Origin of the sequence: Shewanella sp. TC10 (genome assembly GCF_009663145.1) — a bacterium.
Lineage (GTDB): Bacteria > Pseudomonadota > Gammaproteobacteria > Enterobacterales > Shewanellaceae > Shewanella.
On sequence record NZ_VKHR01000032.1, the window covers coordinates 34,373 to 54,833 of the forward strand.

The following is a 20,461-nucleotide window of genomic DNA, read 5'->3' on the forward strand; positions in this document are numbered from 1 at the left end:
GCAGTCCTTTTTTGTACCTAGAGGGTAGTCACTTTAAGATATGTGAGTACTTGATAAGTTTTACTTAGGACTACAAACACCTGTCCCCGTTAATGCTATGTGGTTAAGGTTCTTTTTAATCAAATTGGAGCCAACATCGTAGGAAGACTCTGGGCGGCTAATGAGAAAACCTTGAACACAATGAATACCGAGGTTTTTAACCAGTTCAAATTGCGACGCCACTTCAACCCCTTCAGCAACCACTTTTAAGTTAAGGGTCTTTCCTAAATCACTAATTGAATTCAATATCTTCTCGTATTTAGGGTTGATCGTCGCTTGGTCGATAAACAGTTTATCAATTTTAATGATATCTACTGGTAAATTACCTAGAGTTGATAATGAACTAAAGCCAGTTCCAAAGTCATCAATCGCAATCAACACTCCTTGCTTACGCAGGTTTTCAAGATCTTCGATGATTTTTTCCGATGCGTGGAATAAACAAGACTCAGTGATTTCAAGCATTAGAGCACGTGCGGGTAAGCCTGTTTTAGCAAGGGTGTCCATTACCCAGTCATAAATAGGTAAATGCTTCAGTTGCACACCAGAGATGTTCACTGACATTCTGACCTTATTCATTCCTGCGCTATGCCAGGCTGACATTTGACGGCAGGCTTCAAATAAAATCCAGTTACCCAGTTCGAGGATAAGATTTGAATCTTCCGCAATTGGTATAAATTCAGCAGGTGAAATAGGTCCTTCAACTGGGTGATTCCAGCGAACAAGAGACTCGAAATAGTCGATACTGCAGTCATCTACATTAACGATAGGCTGAAAAGAAAGCGTGAAATTTTGGCTGGTAATAGCGAGGCGCATTTCTTCAAGTAGATAATGGAAACGACGAATTTTACTGCCCATTTCTGGTGAGTATACTCTGAAGATACCACGACCATCAGTCTTGGCTCGATACATGGCAACATCGGCCATTTGCAATAGAGTATTCGGATTTGAAGCGCTATCAGGGTAGGTTGCTATACCAATGCTCGCGCCAATTTTGATGACTTTATTACCCAGTACAAAGTCGCGTTCAATTTCTTGTAAGACATTTTTTGATACTTCTACTGCGCGTAAATCATCTTCAATATTTTCAATGAATATTGAGAACTCATCACCACCTAAACGGGATAAGTTGAGTTCTAATTCAAAAGACTCACTGACTCTACTCAGATCATTATTGCGTACTACAGTGCTAAGTCGCTGGGCAACTTGAATTAATATCTCGTCACCAAAACTATGACCGAATGAATCGTTTACTTGCTTAAAACCATCTAAATCAATAAATAATAATGCTTGTCGAATTCCGTTTTTTTCTGCTTTTTGTAATTGGTTTTCTAGATGTTCTAGGTAAGCATGACGGTCGATAAGTCCTGTCAGTTTATCCTGATAGATACTTAATTGGGTTTTAATATTATGTTCTTTAACATGCTTATTTAACTCGTTAAGGGCCACGCTAATTTGGCTGAGGGTGTTAGGTTGCTTGTCTTGAGGGAGCTTAATATTAAAGTTTGATAGTAGTTTATCGGTTTCGTTAATAATGAAACCGAGTGAAGCGCTATTCTTTCGATCTGATTTGGACTTGATATAAAAAGGAATCGCGTAAGCGAGTAGAACCATTAGTAGTAATGGAATATTGCTGAACATGAGCATTTCACTGAATACATCTTTTACCCTAACAACGCTTAACATCTGCTCTGTACGTTCTAACACGGCAAAATAATACAGCTCTGACTTGACTATATCGCTTTCAAGGAAAAGTAAGGTTTCCCAGCTGGCATTCGCATTCACCACGTCAGTCATTTTTACTGAAGTGATTTTATGGTGAAAATTATCGCTGTGAATAGCTTCTAAACCTTGGCTAAAGCTAATGACCAACAGGACATAAAGCATCATTAAGAAGCTTAAAAAAGTCACTATAAACTTGGAAATTCGGGTCATAAAATATCTTAATGCAATGTTTTAAATGTTGGTTTGTGGTTTAAAGGGTGTTTACTTTTTGTGATTTGGGATTATATGGGGAAACAACAATGAACACAATAATGAAATGTGTACCTATTTGTTAAAAGGTTAATAAATTCAAGAATTTGAGGTAAGTTGGGGGTGCAAGTCTTTTTAGCTGGTTAAGCTAATGAAGAAGACGATGCGATAACAGATAAGCAGTGAATTTATGTGTTCTAATTTCAGGTATTCTGCCTTCAAGTAGTCTACCTTCATGCTATCGGCTTAATGATAACTAACTTTAATCACTTATCTTTACGCGAGCGTGACGAAGAAAATACTGCGGCTGAATAACTGGTAGGGCGCTAGTGTATTTATCACGCTATTCATCAAGTTTTAGCTAAAATATGCTTTAAAACTAATGGTCTATATGAAAGCTATTATGCTGATTTTGTTGATTCATATAGTGTTTCAGTAACACCATAGCGCGCTCGTATACGGGGCCTAAAGGGTGCCTGCGGCTAGATAAGCAATCAACGGTGTTAATCCAGCCATTGGGTTCGTAATCGATATCGAGCTTGATGAGCTTACCCGCTTCAATGGGGCTGGTTACCATTTCTTCAGGTAATATTGCCCAACCAATTCCTTGCTGAGTTAACTCGTTAATGGTGTTGTGATTATTGGCGTACCATAGCTGTGAACTAATACCGTTACTAAACCATAACTCTTGACCTGCGGTTGCCCGCAAGACAACTTGGCGATGATGACGTAGGTCGATATCTTTAATGCTTTTCATGCTTGATAACGGATGAGTGGGCGCTGCCACAGTTATGAAACGGGTATAGCCTATGGTGGTAAAGTCCACTTGATGATGAATTTTACCGTCAGCATAAACAATACCTATGTGAGCACAGCCATCTTCCACTAATTGACCGATATCTAATGTCGATTCCGCAATGATTTCGATATTAGTAATAGGAAACTCATCAGCTAAAACAGCTAAGTGAGACAATAATGCTGGGCTAATTAAGCTTTCTTCAATGGCGATAATTAACTCGTGCTCGTGTTGCTGCTCAAGTGAAGCTATCTTTTGTTCAAAGTGAAGTTGTTGCAGCATCAAGGCTTTAACGACGGGCAATAGTGCTTCGCCTTCTTTAGACAGTGTGGGAGTATTTCCACTGCGATCAAATAAGGTTTGATTGATGCTAATTTCTAAATTGGCAATCGCCTGGCTTATACCTGATTGAGCCCGCTTGAGTTTTCTGGCCGCTGCAGAGAAAGAACCCGTTTCACAGACTGTGATAAATATTTTCAGTTGTTCAAAGCTATACATGGCATTGTTTTAGGTTTGTTTTGTTTAACTCAAGGTATCACGAACTGTGATAGCTGTTAACTTTTGAATACTATTGCCAATTGGCATAATCAGCCTTGATTTAATCCTGAAGTTAGAAATTTTGAGAGAGTTGAGGTTGAGATGTCTACCCTAGAGCGTGTGTTTCATGCTGTGTTATTTGAATTTTTGGCCATTATCGGATCGGTCATTGGTTTAATGATGTTCACCGATTATGAATTAGTGTCCCTTTCAGGAACAATGATAGCAATTGCCACCATTGCGATGGGCTGGAATTTTGTTTTTAATATTATTTTCGATAAGTTTTATGATGCGCCCCGCGAACAAAGAACGGTAAAACAGCGAGTCTTGTATATTGCCTGGTTTGAAAGTGGCTTATTGCTACTCACTATTCCTGTCATGGCTTTCATTCTTAATATTTCGCTTATCGAAGCATTCTGGTTGGATATCAGTGTGACCATATTTATCACCATTTATGCTTATGTTTATAACTATGCTTACGATCATATTCGTGCTCGCATTGTGCTTAACCGTCAAATGGCTTAGTCCTAGAAAGCTGTGGATTTAGAGCTTTAGATTTAGAGCTTTAGATTTAGAGCTGTAGATTTAAGGGCTATAAATTTAGCGGTGTTGCATCACTTTTATCATCAATTTTGTCATCACTTTTATTATCAATAAGAACCCATTAAAGCAATCCGTTTGGTCATGTACTGTGGGTTGCTTTTTGGGTTTACTCACTTGTCATAAGTCTGTCTTATTTAAGTATTAAGTTAATTATTGGGGGGATACGTTCAGGCTTAATCTTAATGGGTGAATAGGCGAGGTTAATGGGAAAATTTTCATTCGAGCACAGTTTTGAAATAGATACGCTCAAGCGCTTAATCGCCAAGCATCAAGGGCTATTTCGCCACCAATCTCTGCTCGATTTACACTACCGTGGTGAGTCATTGTCAGTGACTGCAATCGAGTTAGGCCAGCAAGATAAACCTTGCCCTACAGTGCTGTTTGTCGGTGGTGTGCATGGTGTTGAACGAATTGGTGCACAGGTAGTGTTGTCATTTTTAGGCAGTTTACTTAATCGTATGTCTTGGGATAAACACCTGCAGAACTTGTTAAAAGAGGTGCGGCTTGCGTTTGTACCTGTGGCAAATCCTGTAGGCTTTTTACAAGGCTCACGCAGTAATGGTAATTATGTCGACCTAATGCGCAATGCCCCCATAGATGCAGAAGAAAAAGTGACCTTTCTTGTTGGCGGTCACCGCATTAGTAATAAACTCCCCTGGTTTCGTGGTAACAAAGGCATGGAAGATGAAACCCAAGTGCTGGTCGATTACGTTCACCAACTACAACAAAGCAGCACCAGTGTGATTGCGTTAGATGCTCATTCTGGGTTTGGTCTCAGTGATCATATTTGGTTCCCTTATGCCCACACCCGCCAGCCTTTCGAAGGTATGGGTTATATCTATCATTTGAAGCAATTATTTGATCTTGGTTATCCTCATCATGGTCATTATAAATTGTCGCCTCAGAGTCATTTTTATCAGACTCATGGTGATATCTGGGACTACCTTGCTAAAACTAATCAAAGTGAAACGCCTTTTATTCCATTAACGCTTGAGATGGGGTCTTGGGCATGGGTAAAGAAGAATCCACGGCAAATTTTTAATTTCTCTGGTTATTTTAATCCGCAAAAAACACATCGACATCATCGAATATTACGCCGACACGTGGTATTAATGCAGTTCTTAATTGAAGCGGCATACGCTAATGTGCTTGAAAACATTAACCAAGCACAATTTGAGCGTTTACAAACTGACGCTGAGCGATATTGGGCTAAAAAGTCTTAAGCATCTTGATAGTAACAGCTTAATTCGCTGGCGAAGCAAAGGAGTATTCTGATGGCAACTTGGGTGTTATTGCGTGGATTGATGCGAGATAGTCGTCATTGGTATGGTTTTGATGATCAGTTGCGAGATGAAGGTATAGACGTATTAACCCCCGATGCAACAGGCAATGGAATTTTAGCTTCAAAGCCAAGTCATTTAACGATTGGTAATTACAGCGATGATATTTGGCAGCAAATTGATAAAGGACTTAACGATAACCCTGAGTTTAGCCGAGAATTAGTGATCATTGGCGTGTCGATGGGTGGCATGATTGCTTTAGAGATGGCCAGACAACGCCATAAACAAGTGCGTCATGTGGTTTTGATTAATTCCAGTGCCGGTAACTTGTCACCTTGGTATCAACGTTTTCAATTAAGACCACTAATCAGTTCAATTTGGCATCGACATAAAGCAGCTAATTTAAGCTTTATTGAGTCTTGTGTTCTCAACTACACCACAGTGACAAAAGCCCATGACGAAAGGGTTATTAGCGATTGGGGCAAAATGCGCAGTCAATTGCACACCAGTTTATTCAATGGTGCGAGACAAATTTACGCCGCCGCACGTTATCAATGTACTTGGTTTGGTCATTGCCGTGTGAGCATTATCGGAGCTAATCAAGACAAATTGGCGAACCCTAAATGCAGTAAAGCATTAGCGGAATTTTATCATACCCCATTACTGCAAGTGGAGCAGTGCGGTCATGACGCTACACTTGACCACCCAGAGCAAATAAAACAATTGATTCAAGCTGCGATTTCAGAACCGACATCATAGATTTTGTTATCCAGCCCAGTGCATATTCGCTTATCAACTCAATCATGCACTGGTGATGTGGGCTAGATAACGTTAAATTAATCTAGATTAGTTATAATCGAGTTTAATTAATGACGGGTGGAAGATGACGTGCTGACAAAAATTTTAGTCACACTTTTAGTGATAGTAGGTGCTTTTGCATATTTGCGCAGTGGCCGTGGCAGTAAAGTGAGTCGCAGCGAAGCACTTGCTGTTGAAAGCTCGCCGTTTTTAAGCCGTGCAGTTATTTATGCCATGATAGCAGTGTCGATGATTGCATCAGCGGGGTTCTGGGGCTGGACTTGGTATGACGATAATACTGTAGTAGAAGTGACGATATCATCACCTGTCGAAGCCATGTCAGCCAGTTATCAAGTGCGTAAAAAAGATATTGAAGCACAGCGAATTACTACCGTTGATGGCATTCAAATCCGCTTATCAAATCAAGAACGTATTACGGTCAAATCGGCTGAAAATCAGTAAGCGATTTAACTTCGTTTACTTAGCTAGTAACTAGCACCTAGGATATAGTAGTTGAGATATAGTAGCTGGGATTTAGTCGCTGAGCTTTAGTCGCTGAGCTTTAGTAACTGAGTATTAATAAACTCACTATGTTAAAAATTTACTTTTCAGCTCAGGTGTAGGCAGCATACAAGTCTCTTTTTTTCCAAAGATACGGTAACGATTTCTAGCTAATAGACGGTAAAAGTAATCCCGAAACCCAGTGGGTAACACCTTAAATACCCTACATAAAAACCAAAGCCCTGACAGATCTTTAGTTATCTCTAAAGCAGCATCACTTCTTAGTAAATAGTTTCCATCTTTTATTAAAATGAACGAATCAAATCCAATATCTTCCAATTGATATTCAGTCATTAATGCCTGCGCGGTTTTACTTTGCATAGGCGTAAAAGCAAATACATCTTTGTGGTCACGTTTAATGATGAAGTTGACTGCGCCATTGCATAGATTACAAACGCCATCAAAGATAATAATGTACTTTGAAATAATTGGCTCCTTATGACGCTTGATACGGTGATTAAGAAAGGGGAGAGAGCTTGTTTATACGCAAATATTATCATATCTGAGCTTTTACTTTTTTATAGGTTTAGCTGAATGGTAGCTGGCTATTATTTCCCCAATTCAAGCTGCAGTCACAACGCGTTCAGCTTTTATTTTAGCAATGAATTGGGGGTGTTAGATTTAAGCTTTATAAGCAATAACTTCTATTTGAGACAAATCTTTAACTAAATATGGGTTTGATAATGTAATTATCGGTTTTTTCCCCACTCCATACAAAACTCGATAAAAGCCTTTAATAATGGGCTTTGGTATTTATCTTTGTGGATCAATATCCAAAACTTCCTTGGCATTTCAATCGACACATTTATTTTACTGACGCGTTGGCTCTCTAATGCATATTGCGCTGCAATATTAGATAAGCAGCCAAACCCTAATCCAGCTGCGACTGAGTTAATTAACGCTTCAGTAGTATTGAGCTCAACACTTTGATGCCAATGGTCAATGTAGGGTGCTAGGTTTTGCATAAAGCAGTCTCTCGAGCCTGAGCCTTGTTCTCGTAATACCCAGTGACTGTTATCTAATGCGCTTAACTCAATCACGCTTTTTGCTGCTAAAGGATGATTAGGCGCGCTAATCACACACATCTCATCTTGGCTAAAAGGAATGGCGATAATATCTGGGTGATGGTGCTCGCCTTCAATTAGGGCTATGTCTAGTTCAAAATCCACCAGTTTTTGGCAGATATGTGCTGAGTTTGATACGAACAAACTTTGTGATTCATGGTGATATTGCTGCCTGAAAGCACTGAGGATATTAGGCGTTAAATGATTACCAACAGTGTCACTACTGCCTATGCGAAGCTGTCCTGTTAACGCTTGACTGTCGGCGAACACGCTATTGATATACGACAGACGATGAATGAGCTCATCTGCTAAAGGTAATAGTTTGGTTCCTTCTTGATTAAGGATTAAGCGATTATTAACCCTATCAAATAATTGATGCCCAAGTTGTTTTTCAAGTTCAGCTAATGCGAGGCTCACTGCAGCCTTTGAAACAAAAAGGTGTTCAGCAGCCGCTGTAAGGGTTTTGTATCGAGTGATTGAGCTAAAAACATTGAGCTGCTTGAACGATATATTTGGAGTCATGATGCTGGCCTAAATTCTGATATCAGCGATATCTTATTTTGATAATCGTTAAGTTTTTATTAACCATGGTTTTAAATTGTTGGATATAAATAAACGAATGGCAAGCGTAAACTTAACTTAATTCATTTTTACTCGTTTCATAGAACGTTATTTAGCTCAATGAACATCAATTATTAAGAGGTCAATATGATCCAGTCAGCGAAGCTTAAGTTACTCATCGCTCCAACGCCAATGGCGGGTCTCGCTTTAGGTATTGCCAGTTTAGGTTGGAGCTGGGAAAACCTTGTTAATTTACATGGGCTAGGCCAGTGGATTAGTGCGTTAATTGCCAGTGTTTTACTGCTGGTGTTGACGTTTAAGTACTTAATTCATACTCACACATTAAAACAAGATTTGGCTCATCCTGTTGTGGGTAGTGTCGTGCCTACCTTTGCTATGGCGCTCATGGTAGTGTCTAATTCATTAGGACATTTATCAGCGCTTGCGGGTGATGCGTTATGGCTTATTGGGCTTGGATTACACATAGTTTTCTTGGTGAGTTTTTTATATCACCGTGCTAAAGCATTTGAGCTACATCATATGGTGCCAAGCTGGTTTGTCCCGCCAGTTGGAATTATTGTTGCCGATGTTTCATTTTCAGGTAACCCGCATTTAGCCTTTTTAGCCCAGATAGCCTTAGTATTTGGGATGCTGGCCTATGCCATTATGCTGCCTATGATGATTTATCGATTGATGTTTACCCATGAAATACCAGATGCAGCAAAACCTACGCTAGCTATTCTTGCGGCGCCTGCAAGTTTATCACTTGCGGGATATCTCACAGTGACACCTGAGCCTTCACCAGTGATCATCGCTTTGTTGTTTGGTATCGCTGTGTTGATGACGGCAATAATTTACTTCGCTTTTTTTAAATTACTGAGACTGCCTTTTAGCCCAGGTTACGCTGCGTTTACTTTCCCTATTGTGATAGGCGCGACGGCACTATTTAAAATGGTTACTTGGATGGAAACTATTGGAATCGCGGATGAATATGTTCAGCAAGTGAGATTACTGGCAAGTGTTGAATTGGCTATTGCCACAGTCGTAGTCGCTTATGTGGCATTAAGATATGCCAACTTTTTTCAAGTGAATCGCAAGGTGAGTGGGTAACTTTTTTGAGGGGATTTATTTCGGTACATATCCCGTTATTTATCTCTTTATCTATTTCAGTATTCGCTCATAACATCCAATCAATCGGTTTCTAAAAGATTTTAGACAAAAAAAGCAACGAGATAGTCACTCGTTGCTTTTTGTTTGTTTTAATAAATTTTGATTACTTTGCTATTTGGTCTATTGAATTTGTTTAATTAGTCATCTGCTATTTCAGAGTTAGACAGCTTTACTTGATTATCTGTGAGCGGGTTAATGACTAACCTATGTTCAATTTCCGTCGGCAATAATGGCGTGTGTTGTTGTTTTACATATTGCTCAAAGCCATTGCGGTAATAAGGCGATAACGGGTGGCCTGACTGTCCACCAGGTATCGACATAATGGCATCTTGCTCAGCTCCTGGTTGAACAATAAAGCGCTGTGATGCGCCAAATGATTTGCGTTGCACTGCAGGCATAAAGCTATCACCAAAGCCTTCGATGGTTGGCATATCTAACCAGCGACTTAATTGTGGTAACTGTTTTGAAAACGGGTGTTGTATATGGAGTTGGTTAACTTTACCCCAGCGTAAATCTGCTAATCTGCGTTTTTTACTATGTTTTTCCAGTAGCGACGTTGTTGAGTCTTGATATGCACTAATGGCAAACGCTTGCCAATTACTGTGTTCACGCGGGAGCCAACTGCTTGGTTGCTGCTTAATAAGCTGCCACATCGGAGTTTCTAAATAACGCTTTATTACTGATAAGCCGCTATCACGCTCTTTTAGTTCAGTTTCAATAGGGGCAAATGTTTGATCGATTAATGCAGTTCTAAAGTGTCTAACTAAGGTGTAACCGACAGAGTCTGCACAGGCGCAATTGCCCCAGTTTGCTATCAGTTTAATATCCTCTGCAAACACGACAGGTTGCTCACTTAATACTTCAAGTAAATATTGCTGCCAAGGTGCTAAAAACAATGCTTCGTTATCAAGCTGTAATTGATAAAAATCATCTTCATTAAAGCTGTTTTTTTGCATCAATCTATAGCGAATTTGGGCAGATCTCGCACCAAGAGCATAACCTCCATCTCCGAACCTTAATTGCTCTTCGGCAGAGAGAACTCTTGAGTTTGCGGTCCAAATACGTTGGTTATCAGGGTTAATAACTTCTGGCATGACTTGTTGCTGTTGCTGCCAGTTATTACTTTGATAACCATTAGTTGACTGAGCCGTATCAGATGGGTTGTTACGTGCAGGCACTGCGCCAGCGATTATCCAGCCAGCATTACCCTGATCATCTGCAAGCAGCATATTTTGCGCCGGAATACCCAATTGCGTGGCAAGCTCAGCGGCTTGCTCGACGGTTTCTATATTTTCTAATTCGATAAGAGCCATATTGACTGCATAGTCTGTATGGCCAACCCAAGATAACGCGTAGCTAATGCCTGCGACGGTTTTTACTGGGCCGTATTTTGATACTTGAACGGTATAATTTACTTGGTCTTCTGGTAAATTGATTGGTTCGTATTCAAGCTCTATTTCAGTATCTGAACTAATTTCAATCCAATCCGCAGTATCGATATAACTGTTGGTAAAGCCCCAAGCTAACTTGCCATTAGAGCCGACAACAATAGCAGGGGCACCGGGTAATGATACTCCAGTTATTTGCATCATTTCTTCAGTGCTGTTGCTATTTGATGATTCAGGATAGTTGAGCTGAGCACGGTACCAAATAATAGGAACCGCAAATGATAGATGCATGTCATCAGATAGCATTGCTTTCCCTGACTGGGTTAACTCGCCTGTCACTGCCCAGTTATTACTGCCGACTTCGACTGGCTCTTCAATATCTTGTTTGAGTGCACTTATGAGTATTTGCTCTTCTAACTCAGGAATATCACCTTGATAGAGCGGGATTTGGCTATTATCGAGTGCAGCTTGGTGATGACTGGGCTGAATTAGAAAATCGAGCATTTCATTACCAAAAGCTTGCTGAAGTTGAGTGAGTGCCATATCACGCTTAATCGTGTTGCCTTGTAAATCAAGGTACATGCTGTAAATCACTAATAAGCTGTCAGTTTCATGCCATTCACGAGGGGTTGAGTTTGTCAGCAAGTATTCAAAAGATAATACTGTTTGATCAGCTAAGGCTTGATTTACACCTTTAGTGTATGCACTTAGGGAGGCTTTATCTTGCTCTGGAAGTTTTTCGAAAATGGTTTGAGCACGTTTTCTAAGTTGGTGGAATCGACGGCTTTTATCGAGTTCTAATGCCGCTTTACCAAATATTTCTGATAACTCACCAGCTGAATTTCGGCGAAGTAAATCCATTTGAAAAAAACGGTCTTGGCTATGGGCGTAACCTATGGCATAAGATGCATCAATACGGTTACTGGCGGTAATTATCGCGGTGCCTAAGATATCTCGTTCAATGGTGACGGGTTTGACAATGTCTGAACTATTAACTGTGGTGGATAAGCTCGGCATACTGAGCCTTAAAATACAGTAAACAGCTAAGATGAGCCCTGAAGACAATAGCAGTATTGTCGCAAGCGTGTACTTGGTTAGCTTTGATTGTAAAACCCTAGTCAGGCTGAAAGACATGTTTAGTTACCCATTGGAATGACTTGTCTATCATAACCAAGGTTGCCGAAATGTTAAAAGCTGTTTTTGAATTTAGCTGATAAAAAGTAATGCAGAATGAATTGGTTAGTTGCAGTTTAAGGTGATGCTTGCTCTAAATTGGGACAATACATTAAAGCTCAATGCTAAAAAGTAAACGGCCAAATAGTAAATGGCCAAATAGCCATTGATATTTAGCATTGAGCTAACTGAAGCACTCTTAAAGTGTTCTTAAAGTGTTCTTAAAGGGCTTAGGGTTAATCAGCTTAGAATTACTGATTTATCTTAGCTTTAAACTTCGCCTTGGTGTCTGGGTTTGCTTTGTTATACCAGTAATCTAGCATCTCGCTAATTTCAGCCTGATCTTCAGCAATGGTTTTTGGTGTCACGATCTTAGGCTGGCTTGCAATTGCAGCAGATGTTGCCACAACAGGAGCAACTGCTACAGGGGGCGTTGCTTCAGTTACTTTGACTGCTGGGACTGTTATAGCTGGAGCGAAAGCGGCTACAGCTGCGACTTGCTGAGTTTGATTGTAGCTCAGCATTTCTTCTGTATAGTCTCGGCCAATCTGCATGCCTGATTTACGTAATACATCAATTTGGTGCGGAGTTGAGTCACTTTGATTACTGCTCAAATTGACTTTAGGTTCTCGATTGAATTGGTTAGCGGCATTTTTATTACGAATGCTGGGCAGTGTAAGTTGGTATTGAGCATCATCAGCATCGAAGGTCAGCACGATGGCACTTGAATTAAACTGAGTCTGCATTCCGCTGTCACGGTAATTCACTACGTAACGAAATACGATTTGGTTTTGCCCCTCCACAAGGGCGATATCGTCATTTCCCTCATATGCTTTGCCATTAAAGACTTGCACTTCAACGGTATTGGGCAGTTCTAATACACTTGCCGCAAACGACATTGGGCTAATAGCAAAAATAAATAGTCCGATAAAAAAGGCTTTGCTGTTCATGGGGTTCTCTTTTGGCTATGACGGTTAGGTGAGCATACAGTAAGGAATTTACTGTTAAGCATTTTCAATGATTAATGAGCTACACATTTTCAGTGAGCGATGAGTTACACACTTACTTTGCGAGTGATGAGCAACACATTGCCTCAGGATATAAGTCATTATGAGTTAAGTTATAGCAAATCTAGCGACAGTTACATAATGACAAAATATTAATTTGCGGAGTAATTGGCTAAACCTAGTTTTTAGGGCCTGTTGATCTTTTAAGGTTGTTTTTGCAGCGAATTGTAGGTCATTTGTACAAGGCAGAGACTTTGTGTGTGTAGTTATTCTACATAAAAAGTAGATAACGCAGTAAAAATGGCCAACAAACGCTGCCCGAAGGGGTCGCCTAAAAGCGTTTTACTCTTTGTTGAATGCATCTTTGTGAATGAAAGGTGCTTAGATGACTAGGCATTAATTCATTCGCCTCGATTAAAACGCTTTTATTTCGAACAAAGCTTAACCAGCAAAGAACAGCAGCCCCTAATAATCAAAGAACTTTCTATGTTCAGGGCCAGCTAAATTGGTGTTCACTTTATTTGGGTGCTTATATTCTCCCCAGCTAGCCACATGAGTACCTACGTTGAGGACTGGAAAGTCTACAGTGTCATTACGTGTAATCGCTTCGTCGCTTACGCCAATAAAGCGCAATAAGGTTTGCAAGCTATTGGGATCATCTAGCGCGATGGTGAGCAAATCATTGCGGCCTTCAAAGTAGTCAAAAACAGCTTGCTGGTGGGAGAGGTAACATTGCTTCAGTCGAGTTTCATCTAATAAGTCATTAGCCTTTAAATCGCCAAATGTCTGCTTAAAACAACGTTTTAATATTGGGTGAAAAGTGCCTGTTTTATCTGCCAAGTTGGGCGCCATTTTTGTCAGCAACATCTGTATAGAGTTAACCCAAGCATCGATTGGTCGGTCAACATACACAAACTTGGCATTTGGAAAAAGTTTGTCTAACTGAGGGTAATCACAAAAACAAGGCACATCAGACACCACATCAGCCACTTCAAAAGCGCGTTTTGTTAGGCCGATATGAGCGACTTTAAAGCCATGTTCAAGTAAAGCGACACTGACGCTGGTGGTGCCGGTTCTTGGTAAACCGATGATAAACACTTTATTCATAAACTGGGTAGCAGCCTTAAATTGAGGTGAGCGCTGTAATTCAACTATTTGATTCAACTATTTCTTTCAAATAATTTATTCAATTTAAGTGCGGTACAAGACTTTAATCACATGCCAACCGAATTTAGTTTTAACAAGGTGTGGGGTGATGAGCTCACCAGTAAAACAAACTTTGTCGAACGGAGGCACCATTTGACCTTTTTTGAATTCACCTAAGTTGCCACCACTTTTACCTGATGGACATGAAGAGTGTTTTTTAGCGAGAACGTCAAACTTTGCGCCTTTCTCAAGTTGTTTAATGAGGTCTTCAGCTTGTTGTTTGTGTTTAACTAAAATATGCAATGCTGCGGCTGTTCTGGCCATGATATTACTCTCCAAAAATGTTGGCGCTAATTATAACGTGATTCCCTGTTAGCAAGCCATAGCGAGTAAATTTAACGGGTGAATTAGATGAGAGTGATAAATATTGCTTAAGCTAAAGTCAGCTTATTTTGCTTTTTTGGGATAAGATGGATGCAGATTTTTGCATTCATAAAATGATTCTAAAGAGAAAAAAATGACAACAGAATCCGCACGACTCATCTATGTTTACGATCCTATGTGTAGTTGGTGTTGGGGCTACAAGCCAACATGGCTTGCGCTGCAGCAACAGCTAAATGAACAAATACCATCGCTGAAAATTGATTATCGTCTTGGCGGGCTGGCACCGGACTCTGATGTTGCTATGCCACAAGATATGCAGCAGTTTTTATCGCAAACTTGGCATAAGATTTCTGCCCAGTTGGGGACAGAATTTAATCACGCATTTTGGCAAGAGTGCCAACCAAGACGTTCGACATATCCCGCTTGCCGTGCGTGTTTAATTGCACGTGAGTTTGGGCTTGAACAAGCAATGATATTGGCCATTCAGCAGGCTTATTATTTACAGGCTAAAAACCCTTCAGATATCGATACACTGATTGATGCGGCTGTGAATATCGGCATAGATGAACAAGCATTTAAGGCACGATTGTTGTCAACTGAACTGAATCAAAAATTCATTACTGAATTACACGCAGTGCATCAACTACCTATTAGAGGTTTTCCATCTTTGGTACTTGAAGTGAACGGTCAAGCAGTTGGCGTACCTTTGGATTATACCAACCCACAAACTAGCTTTGATGCCATAGTGAAAGCAATAGGCTAAATTTAGCTAGTGATTAAATACATAAATGATTTGTTAAAAGACAGGCATAAAAAAACCAGCTGAGCGATCAACTGGTTTTTATTCTCTTACAGAGAGGTTAACGCTTGATTTAGTGAACTAGCTTGGCCAAATCTGGTAATGGTCAATCTGCAAATTGCAGTGCTTAAATCAAGGTTAAAGGACTAAATTACCTTAAGGTATTAGTCTACACCGTGACAATCAGCACATTCAGTGATTGTTAGGTCTGGTGTGTGTAAGTCAGTATCTAACTCGTGAGCGTCAGCAAAGCTGTGACAATCATTACAAGTTTCGATGTTTGCTTCCATTTCAGCATGTTCTTCAACATTGATTGGTTCATGACAATCAACACAGTCAACAGCAAAAGCAGAACTTGCAAACATAAGTGCAGCAATCATAGCTAAATATTTCATAGTAACTCCATCATCAGTTAAGGGGCTGTATCGCCCATGCTAAGTGGTAACCTTAGCAATTCGCGCTGACTCAATGACCGCATCTCTTAATGAAAATAAATCCGTTACTTAATAACTAAGGACACTGAATATTGGTTAGCACATTTTAATTTAGTATTCGTAATGTAACTTTCAGAAAAAGAGCAAGCTCCTAAACTTAAATTACTTTATCTACGAAACCATCTTATTGATTTATGTTAATTAAAACTTAAAAGAGCGCTTAAAGCCACTTTTTTACATCTTCTAGCATAGTTAAATTTCAAGGTTGTGATCTGCTTAATAAAATTCTTAAACTTTAAAATGTGTTTTGAGGATCGTATCTAAGCATCAATTGATCTGTTTATGTGCAGTATATTGGTACTTAGATGAACCTAAGATGAACGAATTGCCATTCTCGAAATTCCAGCCATTGAAATTACAGCCATTGAAATTCCAGACTTTTGAATTAACAGGCTTTTGAATTTATAGGCTTGAAATCACAGGTATTGAAATGCTTGGTTGCGACATTCATGACGGCTATAAATTCATGACGGCTATAATAGTTGACTTAAATCGTAGGCTCAGGGGTTTATGCTGCTGAAACTTTGATCCATTTATCAGGTAATGCCTGAATCAATTCACTGACTTGCTCTGGGGTATCGTTGAGCCAACTGCTAATGGCTGTGGAGGGGATAAATAGCGGCATGCGGTGATGATATTGGGCGCACTTATCATTAGGTTTAATGGTTAAAGTGACTAATTGCTTTAGCTCTGGATAAATAACGCCAGCCATGAATAAAGGTTTATTAGCAGCATGAGAAAAGCGATATTTTTGTTTTTTGGCTTTACCTTCATCCCGCCACTCAAACCAGCCACTGCAAGGCACTATGCAGCGATGTTGCTCAAAGGCGCGAGCAAAGGTGGCTTTTTCTGCGGCAGTTTCAGCTTGGGCATTAATGATGAGTTTTTTAGACCATTCAGGTTGTATGCCCCAACTTTGCTGAGTGGTAATAAGCTCACCATCTGTAGAACTCAGCACAGTAACTGGATCTGTCGGTCTTAAATCGAGATTCGTTTGAATACTCAATGGCTGGTCAAATAGTGGATCGAGTAGCCCTTTCATTCCATCAAGTAAGACCTCCAATCTGCCACACATAATTTGTCCTTTCCATTTCAGTTCTTGAACAATATTGTCCCGTTAACGTTAGCATTATAAAACCATTTCTTGCGATTATTTTCATAAAAAACCTCTCGATAATTGGTCAATTTTTATAAAAATTCAAACGAGCGTATAAATTTTTAAATTATTTTTATCTTCAGCGTACACGTGTAAGTTCATGAAATGGCGATAATTATTTTTAGTGAGTGCTTTGTTACTGTAAATATTAGCTTTATTTTACAATTAGAATATTTGATCTAATTTAATTTTTGTGACGTAATGCACACTATTATTCTGGTCTGATGAGTGTAGAACTATGAGCATAAGAACAACATTTAAAAAAGTATTGCCGAGTATTTCAACGACTGAACAAGAAGCGCTTGATGCGGGAGATGTTTGGTTAGAAGGCTCAATTTATCAAGGTATTCCAGACTTCGCCGCATTGCGTGATATTCCAAATGCGACATTGAGTCTTGATGAACAAGCTTTCTTAGACGGTCCTGTGCAAACATTGATTGAAATGGTCGATGATTTTGATATTCAAAATGGTAAACACTTGCCAGAAGATGTGCTTAACTTCCTTAAAGAGAACAAGTTCTTCTCACTTATCATTCCTAAATCATACGGCGGATTAGAGTTTAGCCCTTATGCAAACTCAACGATTGTAGCGACAATTGCTGCCAAAAGTTCAGCTGTAGCTGTAACCGTAATGGTACCTAACTCCCTAGGCCCAGGTGAGTTATTGATGCATTACGGTTTAGATAGCCAACGTGATTTTTGGTTACCACGTTTAGCTAATGGTTTAGAAATCCCTTGTTTTGCGCTTACAAGTCCTGAAGCGGGCTCTGATGCTGGTGGTATTCCTGACATCGGGACTGTCACCATGGGCGAATACGAAGGTAAAGAAGTACTGGGTTTATCGATAACTTGGGACAAACGTTACATTACCTTAGCGCCAATCGCGACAGTATTGGGCTTAGCATTTAAAGTTGAAGATCCACAGGGTTTGCTTGGCGGTAAAGAACAACTTGGTATCACTTGTGCGTTGATCCCTAAAGCGCATCCAGGTGTGCAATTAGGTAATCGTCATGATCCTATGGGCTGCCGTTTTTACAACGGTACGACTCGTGGTGAAAACGTATTTATCCCAATGGACTTTATTATTGGTGGCCAAGAGAAAATTGGTCGTGGCTGGCAGATGCTAGTGAGCTGTCTAGGCGCGGGTCGTGGTATTTCATTACCTGCACTTGGTGTGTCAGTAAGTCAGTGCTCGTTTAAGTCTTCTGCTGAATATGCCGCTGTGCGTGAACAGTTTGGTTTATCTATTGGTAAGTTTGAAGGTATCCAAGAAAAGCTTGCTGATATAGCGGGTAAAACCTACCTACAAGAAGCGATGCGTGTATTAACCACAGAAGGATTAGGTTTAGGATTAAAACCGTCTGTTGTTACAGCGATTGCTAAGTACCACATGACTGAATTAGGTCGTGATATTTTAGACTCGGCGATGGATATTCAAGCGGGTAAAGCGATCCAGCGTGGCCCACAAAATACTCTAGCTTCAGGTTATGTTGCTCAGCCAATCGCTATTACGGTTGAGGGTGCTAACATCCTTACACGTAACTTAATGATTTTTGGTCAAGGTGTGATGCGTTGTCATCCACATTTACAAAGCATGGTTGAATCTATTCACAGCGATGAAAGTGATGCTGATAAAACCTTTAACCGCATCTTTAGACAAACGATTGGTTACAGTGTGGGTAATAGCTTACGCGCATTTAAATTAGGCTTGTTGCCGTTTACAGCGCCAGCTCAGTCAAAATTGCCTGAAGTGATTGGTTATGAAAAATCAGTTCATAAGCTTGCATCAAAACTGGCTGTATATGCTGACTTCTCGTTACTGGTACTTGGTGGCAAACTTAAGCAGGCTGAAATGCTATCTGCTCGCTTAGGTGACGTGATGAGTTACTTGTATGCAGCTATGGCATCGATTCGTTTTTACGAGCAAAAAGTTTCTGCTGGTGAGCGCAGCCAAGCTAAGCCATATTTTGAATACGCTACGCGTTGGTCATTATGTAAAGCTGAAGAAGCCTTGTTAGCATTTTTAGAAAACTTCCCATCTAAGCCAACTGGTCAGTTCATGCGTTTAATTACCATGACTTACTCAGGTAAAATGGTAAAAGTGAATGATGACTTAGTGCGCGAACTTGCTGAGCAAGCACAGCTTGATACCGCGTTTAAGAAGCAGCTGACTCATTTGATTAAACCTGTTGCAGGTGATGGTAACTACATTAATGAGCAAGCTTACCTTGCTAAAATGGCGTGCTTACCATTACTTTCTAAAGTGAAAAAAGCACTTAAACAACGTGTATTTAAAGCGGGTGTTCGCTTCTCTATTACACTTGATAATGCACTTGAAGCTAATGTCATTACAGCTGATGAGCACAAGCTATTGCAAGATTATAATTTAAAGCGTGAACGTGCTATTCGTGTTGATGAGTTTGATTTTGACTTAAACTTAATCTCAGACAAAGCAGACTTAAAAATCGCAAACTAAGCTGATGCTTTTGTTAGACTTATAACAAGAGATATTGTTTAAAGCCGCCATCTAAAATTGATAGGCGGCTTTTTTGTGCCTTAAAGAAACTAACAAAGTGTCATTAGGTTTGCTGCTGAGTAAATTTTAAGCGGATCACAATTTGCGATCAATTTTACCTTTTGGATATTTAATAAGGTGAAAATTTGAGCTTGGCAGCATTTTTCTTAGCTTAGTTTGGTAAATAATAAAGTACTTATTACTAATCTAGGAGGCAAAATGGCACGATTATCTTTGATGACTAATGTCATTGTGATGTGTTTACTTCCTGGGATTTCACACGCTGCAGATACCATTATTGGGGGAACTGTGGGTTATCAAACTCACAGTACTTCATCTTCTTCAGGTTTATCGAGTGCTCAAGAACGTGGCATAAATTATCAAATAAAGAATGGTTACAAACTGAATGATATTAGCCGACTTTATGGCACTTACTCATTCAATTCTGAAGATATGATCCAGCATCAAGGCTTATTGGTGTCTTATGACCGATTGTTTTCTTTAGATGAAACCGATCAAATCAGTTGGTTTATCGGTGCATCTGCAGGGTTAAGTGGTCATGAATTTCAAATGGCTGATATTGATCAAACTTATTATGATTCAAGCAGCTGTTACGTTTACGGCGGTCAAACAGGTTTGATGTTTGATTTTGGTAATGCGTTTACTTCAGAAATAGGATTTCGCTATTTAAAGCACAATTTTACTTCTTCAGATCAAAGTATCGATGCAATTTCTTTATCTGTTAATGATGCAGAGCAAGTGTATTGGGGAGTGGACTTTATTTTTTAAACTGGCTGAGTGTTATTATTTTACTTTGCTTAAGATACATGTTACTTCTTTGTTGGCCTCGCAACTAAAACCACCATAGCCTTGACCGCTTTTTCTCTCTGTTCGAGCTAGCGCATATTCTTGTTGGGTCTTAGGGTGTAAAAATACAGGAAAGTCTCTACCAACTTGGCTAAAGCCTAAATCAAACATTTCTTCGACTGAGCCGCCAACGACCACATAGTCTTTATCTT

General features: G+C 39.8%; 18 protein-coding genes and 1 pseudogene. 8 read left to right on the plus strand and 11 right to left on the minus strand.

All coding sequences use genetic code 11. The features are described 5' to 3' along the window. Positions 1-60: 60 nt before the first annotated feature. Together FNZ24_RS12245 and FNZ24_RS12250 are read right to left on the minus strand one after the other, a co-directional pair. Positions 61-1,971 carry a putative bifunctional diguanylate cyclase/phosphodiesterase gene (locus tag FNZ24_RS12245; protein WP_228768467.1) on the minus strand — a complete coding sequence of 637 codons (1,911 nt, stop codon included), beginning with the start codon at positions 1,969-1,971 and terminating at the stop codon, positions 61-63. 418 nt (positions 1,972-2,389) lie between these two features. Next, entirely contained in the window at positions 2,390-3,304 is a 915-nt protein-coding gene (locus tag FNZ24_RS12250) for a LysR family transcriptional regulator (protein WP_153914768.1), read from the minus strand. Positions 3,305-3,445: 141 nt separating this feature from the next. Here FNZ24_RS12250 and FNZ24_RS12255 point away from each other — a divergent pair, with 141 nt between their 5' ends. From FNZ24_RS12255 to FNZ24_RS12270, 4 genes are all read left to right on the plus strand, one after another. After that, positions 3,446-3,868: a PACE efflux transporter gene (locus FNZ24_RS12255; RefSeq protein ID WP_153914769.1), complete on the plus strand. Its 423-nt coding sequence runs from the start codon at positions 3,446-3,448 to the stop codon at positions 3,866-3,868. Between the two features lie 281 nt (positions 3,869-4,149). After that, positions 4,150-5,169 carry a M14 family zinc carboxypeptidase gene (locus FNZ24_RS12260; protein WP_153914770.1) on the plus strand — a complete coding sequence of 340 codons (1,020 nt, stop codon included), beginning with the start codon at positions 4,150-4,152 and terminating at the stop codon, positions 5,167-5,169. A 51-nt stretch (positions 5,170-5,220) separates the two neighbouring features. Continuing rightward, positions 5,221-5,985, plus strand: coding sequence for an alpha/beta fold hydrolase (locus tag FNZ24_RS12265; protein WP_153914771.1), 765 nt, complete (start codon positions 5,221-5,223; stop codon positions 5,983-5,985). A gap of 129 nt (positions 5,986-6,114) precedes the next feature. Continuing rightward, complete coding sequence (locus FNZ24_RS12270) at positions 6,115-6,486, plus strand: hypothetical protein (RefSeq protein ID WP_153914772.1); 372 nt, start codon at positions 6,115-6,117, stop codon at positions 6,484-6,486. 126 nt (positions 6,487-6,612) lie between these two features. Here the strand turns inward: FNZ24_RS12270 and FNZ24_RS12275 are convergent, their stop codons facing one another. Both FNZ24_RS12275 and FNZ24_RS12280 read right to left on the minus strand, forming a co-directional pair. After that, positions 6,613-7,035 carry a thiol-disulfide oxidoreductase DCC family protein gene (locus FNZ24_RS12275; RefSeq protein ID WP_324187476.1) on the minus strand — a complete coding sequence of 141 codons (423 nt, stop codon included), beginning with the start codon at positions 7,033-7,035 and terminating at the stop codon, positions 6,613-6,615. A 239-nt stretch (positions 7,036-7,274) separates the two neighbouring features. Further along, positions 7,275-8,171 (minus strand): LysR substrate-binding domain-containing protein, encoded by an 897-nt coding sequence (locus tag FNZ24_RS12280; protein ID WP_153914774.1) that lies wholly within the window; start codon positions 8,169-8,171, stop codon positions 7,275-7,277. Positions 8,172-8,357: 186 nt separating this feature from the next. On the opposite strand from FNZ24_RS12280, the gene FNZ24_RS12285 reads away from it, so the two are divergent. Then, positions 8,358-9,320: a TDT family transporter gene (locus FNZ24_RS12285; protein ID WP_153914775.1), complete on the plus strand. Its 963-nt coding sequence runs from the start codon at positions 8,358-8,360 to the stop codon at positions 9,318-9,320. Between the two features lie 197 nt (positions 9,321-9,517). Here the strand turns inward: FNZ24_RS12285 and FNZ24_RS12290 are convergent, their stop codons facing one another. The 4 genes from FNZ24_RS12290 to ppiC form a co-directional block, all read right to left on the minus strand. Further along, positions 9,518-11,785 (minus strand): penicillin acylase family protein, encoded by a 2,268-nt coding sequence (locus tag FNZ24_RS12290; protein WP_324187475.1) that lies wholly within the window; start codon positions 11,783-11,785, stop codon positions 9,518-9,520. A gap of 407 nt (positions 11,786-12,192) precedes the next feature. Further along, the gene (locus FNZ24_RS12295) at positions 12,193-12,891 is read right to left on the minus strand and encodes a DUF2057 domain-containing protein (protein ID WP_153914777.1); all 699 of its coding nucleotides are present in this window, start codon (positions 12,889-12,891) and stop codon (positions 12,193-12,195) included. Positions 12,892-13,413: 522 nt separating this feature from the next. Continuing rightward, a complete protein-coding gene (locus FNZ24_RS12300) occupies positions 13,414-14,055 on the minus strand; it encodes a sulfotransferase family protein (RefSeq protein WP_153914778.1) in 642 nt (213 codons plus the stop codon). An 84-nt stretch (positions 14,056-14,139) separates the two neighbouring features. Then, positions 14,140-14,418 (minus strand): peptidylprolyl isomerase PpiC, encoded by a 279-nt coding sequence (gene ppiC, locus FNZ24_RS12305; RefSeq protein ID WP_153914779.1) that lies wholly within the window; start codon positions 14,416-14,418, stop codon positions 14,140-14,142. 193 nt (positions 14,419-14,611) lie between these two features. Here ppiC and FNZ24_RS12310 point away from each other — a divergent pair, with 193 nt between their 5' ends. After that, entirely contained in the window at positions 14,612-15,241 is a 630-nt protein-coding gene (locus FNZ24_RS12310) for a DsbA family protein (protein WP_153914780.1), read from the plus strand. Between the two features lie 200 nt (positions 15,242-15,441). Here FNZ24_RS12310 and FNZ24_RS12315 read toward each other — a convergent pair whose 3' ends face one another. Beyond that, positions 15,442-15,672, minus strand: coding sequence for a cytochrome c3 family protein (locus FNZ24_RS12315; protein WP_153914781.1), 231 nt, complete (start codon positions 15,670-15,672; stop codon positions 15,442-15,444). Between the two features lie 607 nt (positions 15,673-16,279). Next, positions 16,280-16,846 carry an SOS response-associated peptidase gene (locus FNZ24_RS12320; protein WP_153914782.1) on the minus strand — a complete coding sequence of 189 codons (567 nt, stop codon included), beginning with the start codon at positions 16,844-16,846 and terminating at the stop codon, positions 16,280-16,282. 319 nt (positions 16,847-17,165) lie between these two features. Here FNZ24_RS12320 and FNZ24_RS12325 point away from each other — a divergent pair, with 319 nt between their 5' ends. Beyond that, positions 17,166-19,403: an acyl-CoA dehydrogenase gene (locus tag FNZ24_RS12325; RefSeq protein WP_153914783.1), complete on the plus strand. Its 2,238-nt coding sequence runs from the start codon at positions 17,166-17,168 to the stop codon at positions 19,401-19,403. A 258-nt stretch (positions 19,404-19,661) separates the two neighbouring features. After that, on the plus strand, positions 19,662-20,231 hold the full coding sequence (locus tag FNZ24_RS12330; RefSeq protein WP_153914784.1) for a hypothetical protein: 570 nt from the start codon (positions 19,662-19,664) through the stop codon (positions 20,229-20,231). Between the two features lie 39 nt (positions 20,232-20,270). Here the strand turns inward: FNZ24_RS12330 and cca are convergent. Continuing rightward, positions 20,271-20,461 (minus strand): annotated as a pseudogene (cca, locus tag FNZ24_RS21495) (multifunctional CCA tRNA nucleotidyl transferase/2'3'-cyclic phosphodiesterase/2'nucleotidase/phosphatase); the annotation flags it as partial.

Excerpts from the sequence above, each read along its gene's own strand:
- FNZ24_RS12245 (WP_228768467.1), bottom strand. The coding sequence starts at position 1,971 with ATGACCCGAATTTCCAAGTTTATAGTGACTTTTTTAAGCTTCTTAATG.
- FNZ24_RS12250 (WP_153914768.1), bottom strand. The coding sequence starts at position 3,304 with ATGTATAGCTTTGAACAACTGAAAATATTTATCACAGTCTGTGAAACG.
- FNZ24_RS12255 (WP_153914769.1), top strand. The coding sequence starts at position 3,446 with ATGTCTACCCTAGAGCGTGTGTTTCATGCTGTGTTATTTGAATTTTTG.
- FNZ24_RS12260 (WP_153914770.1), top strand. The coding sequence starts at position 4,150 with ATGGGAAAATTTTCATTCGAGCACAGTTTTGAAATAGATACGCTCAAG.
- FNZ24_RS12265 (WP_153914771.1), top strand. The coding sequence starts at position 5,221 with ATGGCAACTTGGGTGTTATTGCGTGGATTGATGCGAGATAGTCGTCAT.
- FNZ24_RS12280 (WP_153914774.1), bottom strand. The coding sequence starts at position 8,171 with ATGACTCCAAATATATCGTTCAAGCAGCTCAATGTTTTTAGCTCAATC.
- FNZ24_RS12285 (WP_153914775.1), top strand. The coding sequence starts at position 8,358 with ATGATCCAGTCAGCGAAGCTTAAGTTACTCATCGCTCCAACGCCAATG.
- FNZ24_RS12290 (WP_324187475.1), bottom strand. The coding sequence starts at position 11,785 with ATGCCGAGCTTATCCACCACAGTTAATAGTTCAGACATTGTCAAACCC.
- FNZ24_RS12295 (WP_153914777.1), bottom strand. The coding sequence starts at position 12,891 with ATGAACAGCAAAGCCTTTTTTATCGGACTATTTATTTTTGCTATTAGC.
- FNZ24_RS12300 (WP_153914778.1), bottom strand. The coding sequence starts at position 14,055 with ATGAATAAAGTGTTTATCATCGGTTTACCAAGAACCGGCACCACCAGC.
- ppiC (WP_153914779.1), bottom strand. The coding sequence starts at position 14,418 with ATGGCCAGAACAGCCGCAGCATTGCATATTTTAGTTAAACACAAACAA.
- FNZ24_RS12310 (WP_153914780.1), top strand. The coding sequence starts at position 14,612 with ATGACAACAGAATCCGCACGACTCATCTATGTTTACGATCCTATGTGT.
- FNZ24_RS12315 (WP_153914781.1), bottom strand. The coding sequence starts at position 15,672 with ATGAAATATTTAGCTATGATTGCTGCACTTATGTTTGCAAGTTCTGCT.
- FNZ24_RS12320 (WP_153914782.1), bottom strand. The coding sequence starts at position 16,846 with ATGTGTGGCAGATTGGAGGTCTTACTTGATGGAATGAAAGGGCTACTC.
- FNZ24_RS12325 (WP_153914783.1), top strand. The coding sequence starts at position 17,166 with ATGAGCATAAGAACAACATTTAAAAAAGTATTGCCGAGTATTTCAACG.
- FNZ24_RS12330 (WP_153914784.1), top strand. The coding sequence starts at position 19,662 with ATGGCACGATTATCTTTGATGACTAATGTCATTGTGATGTGTTTACTT.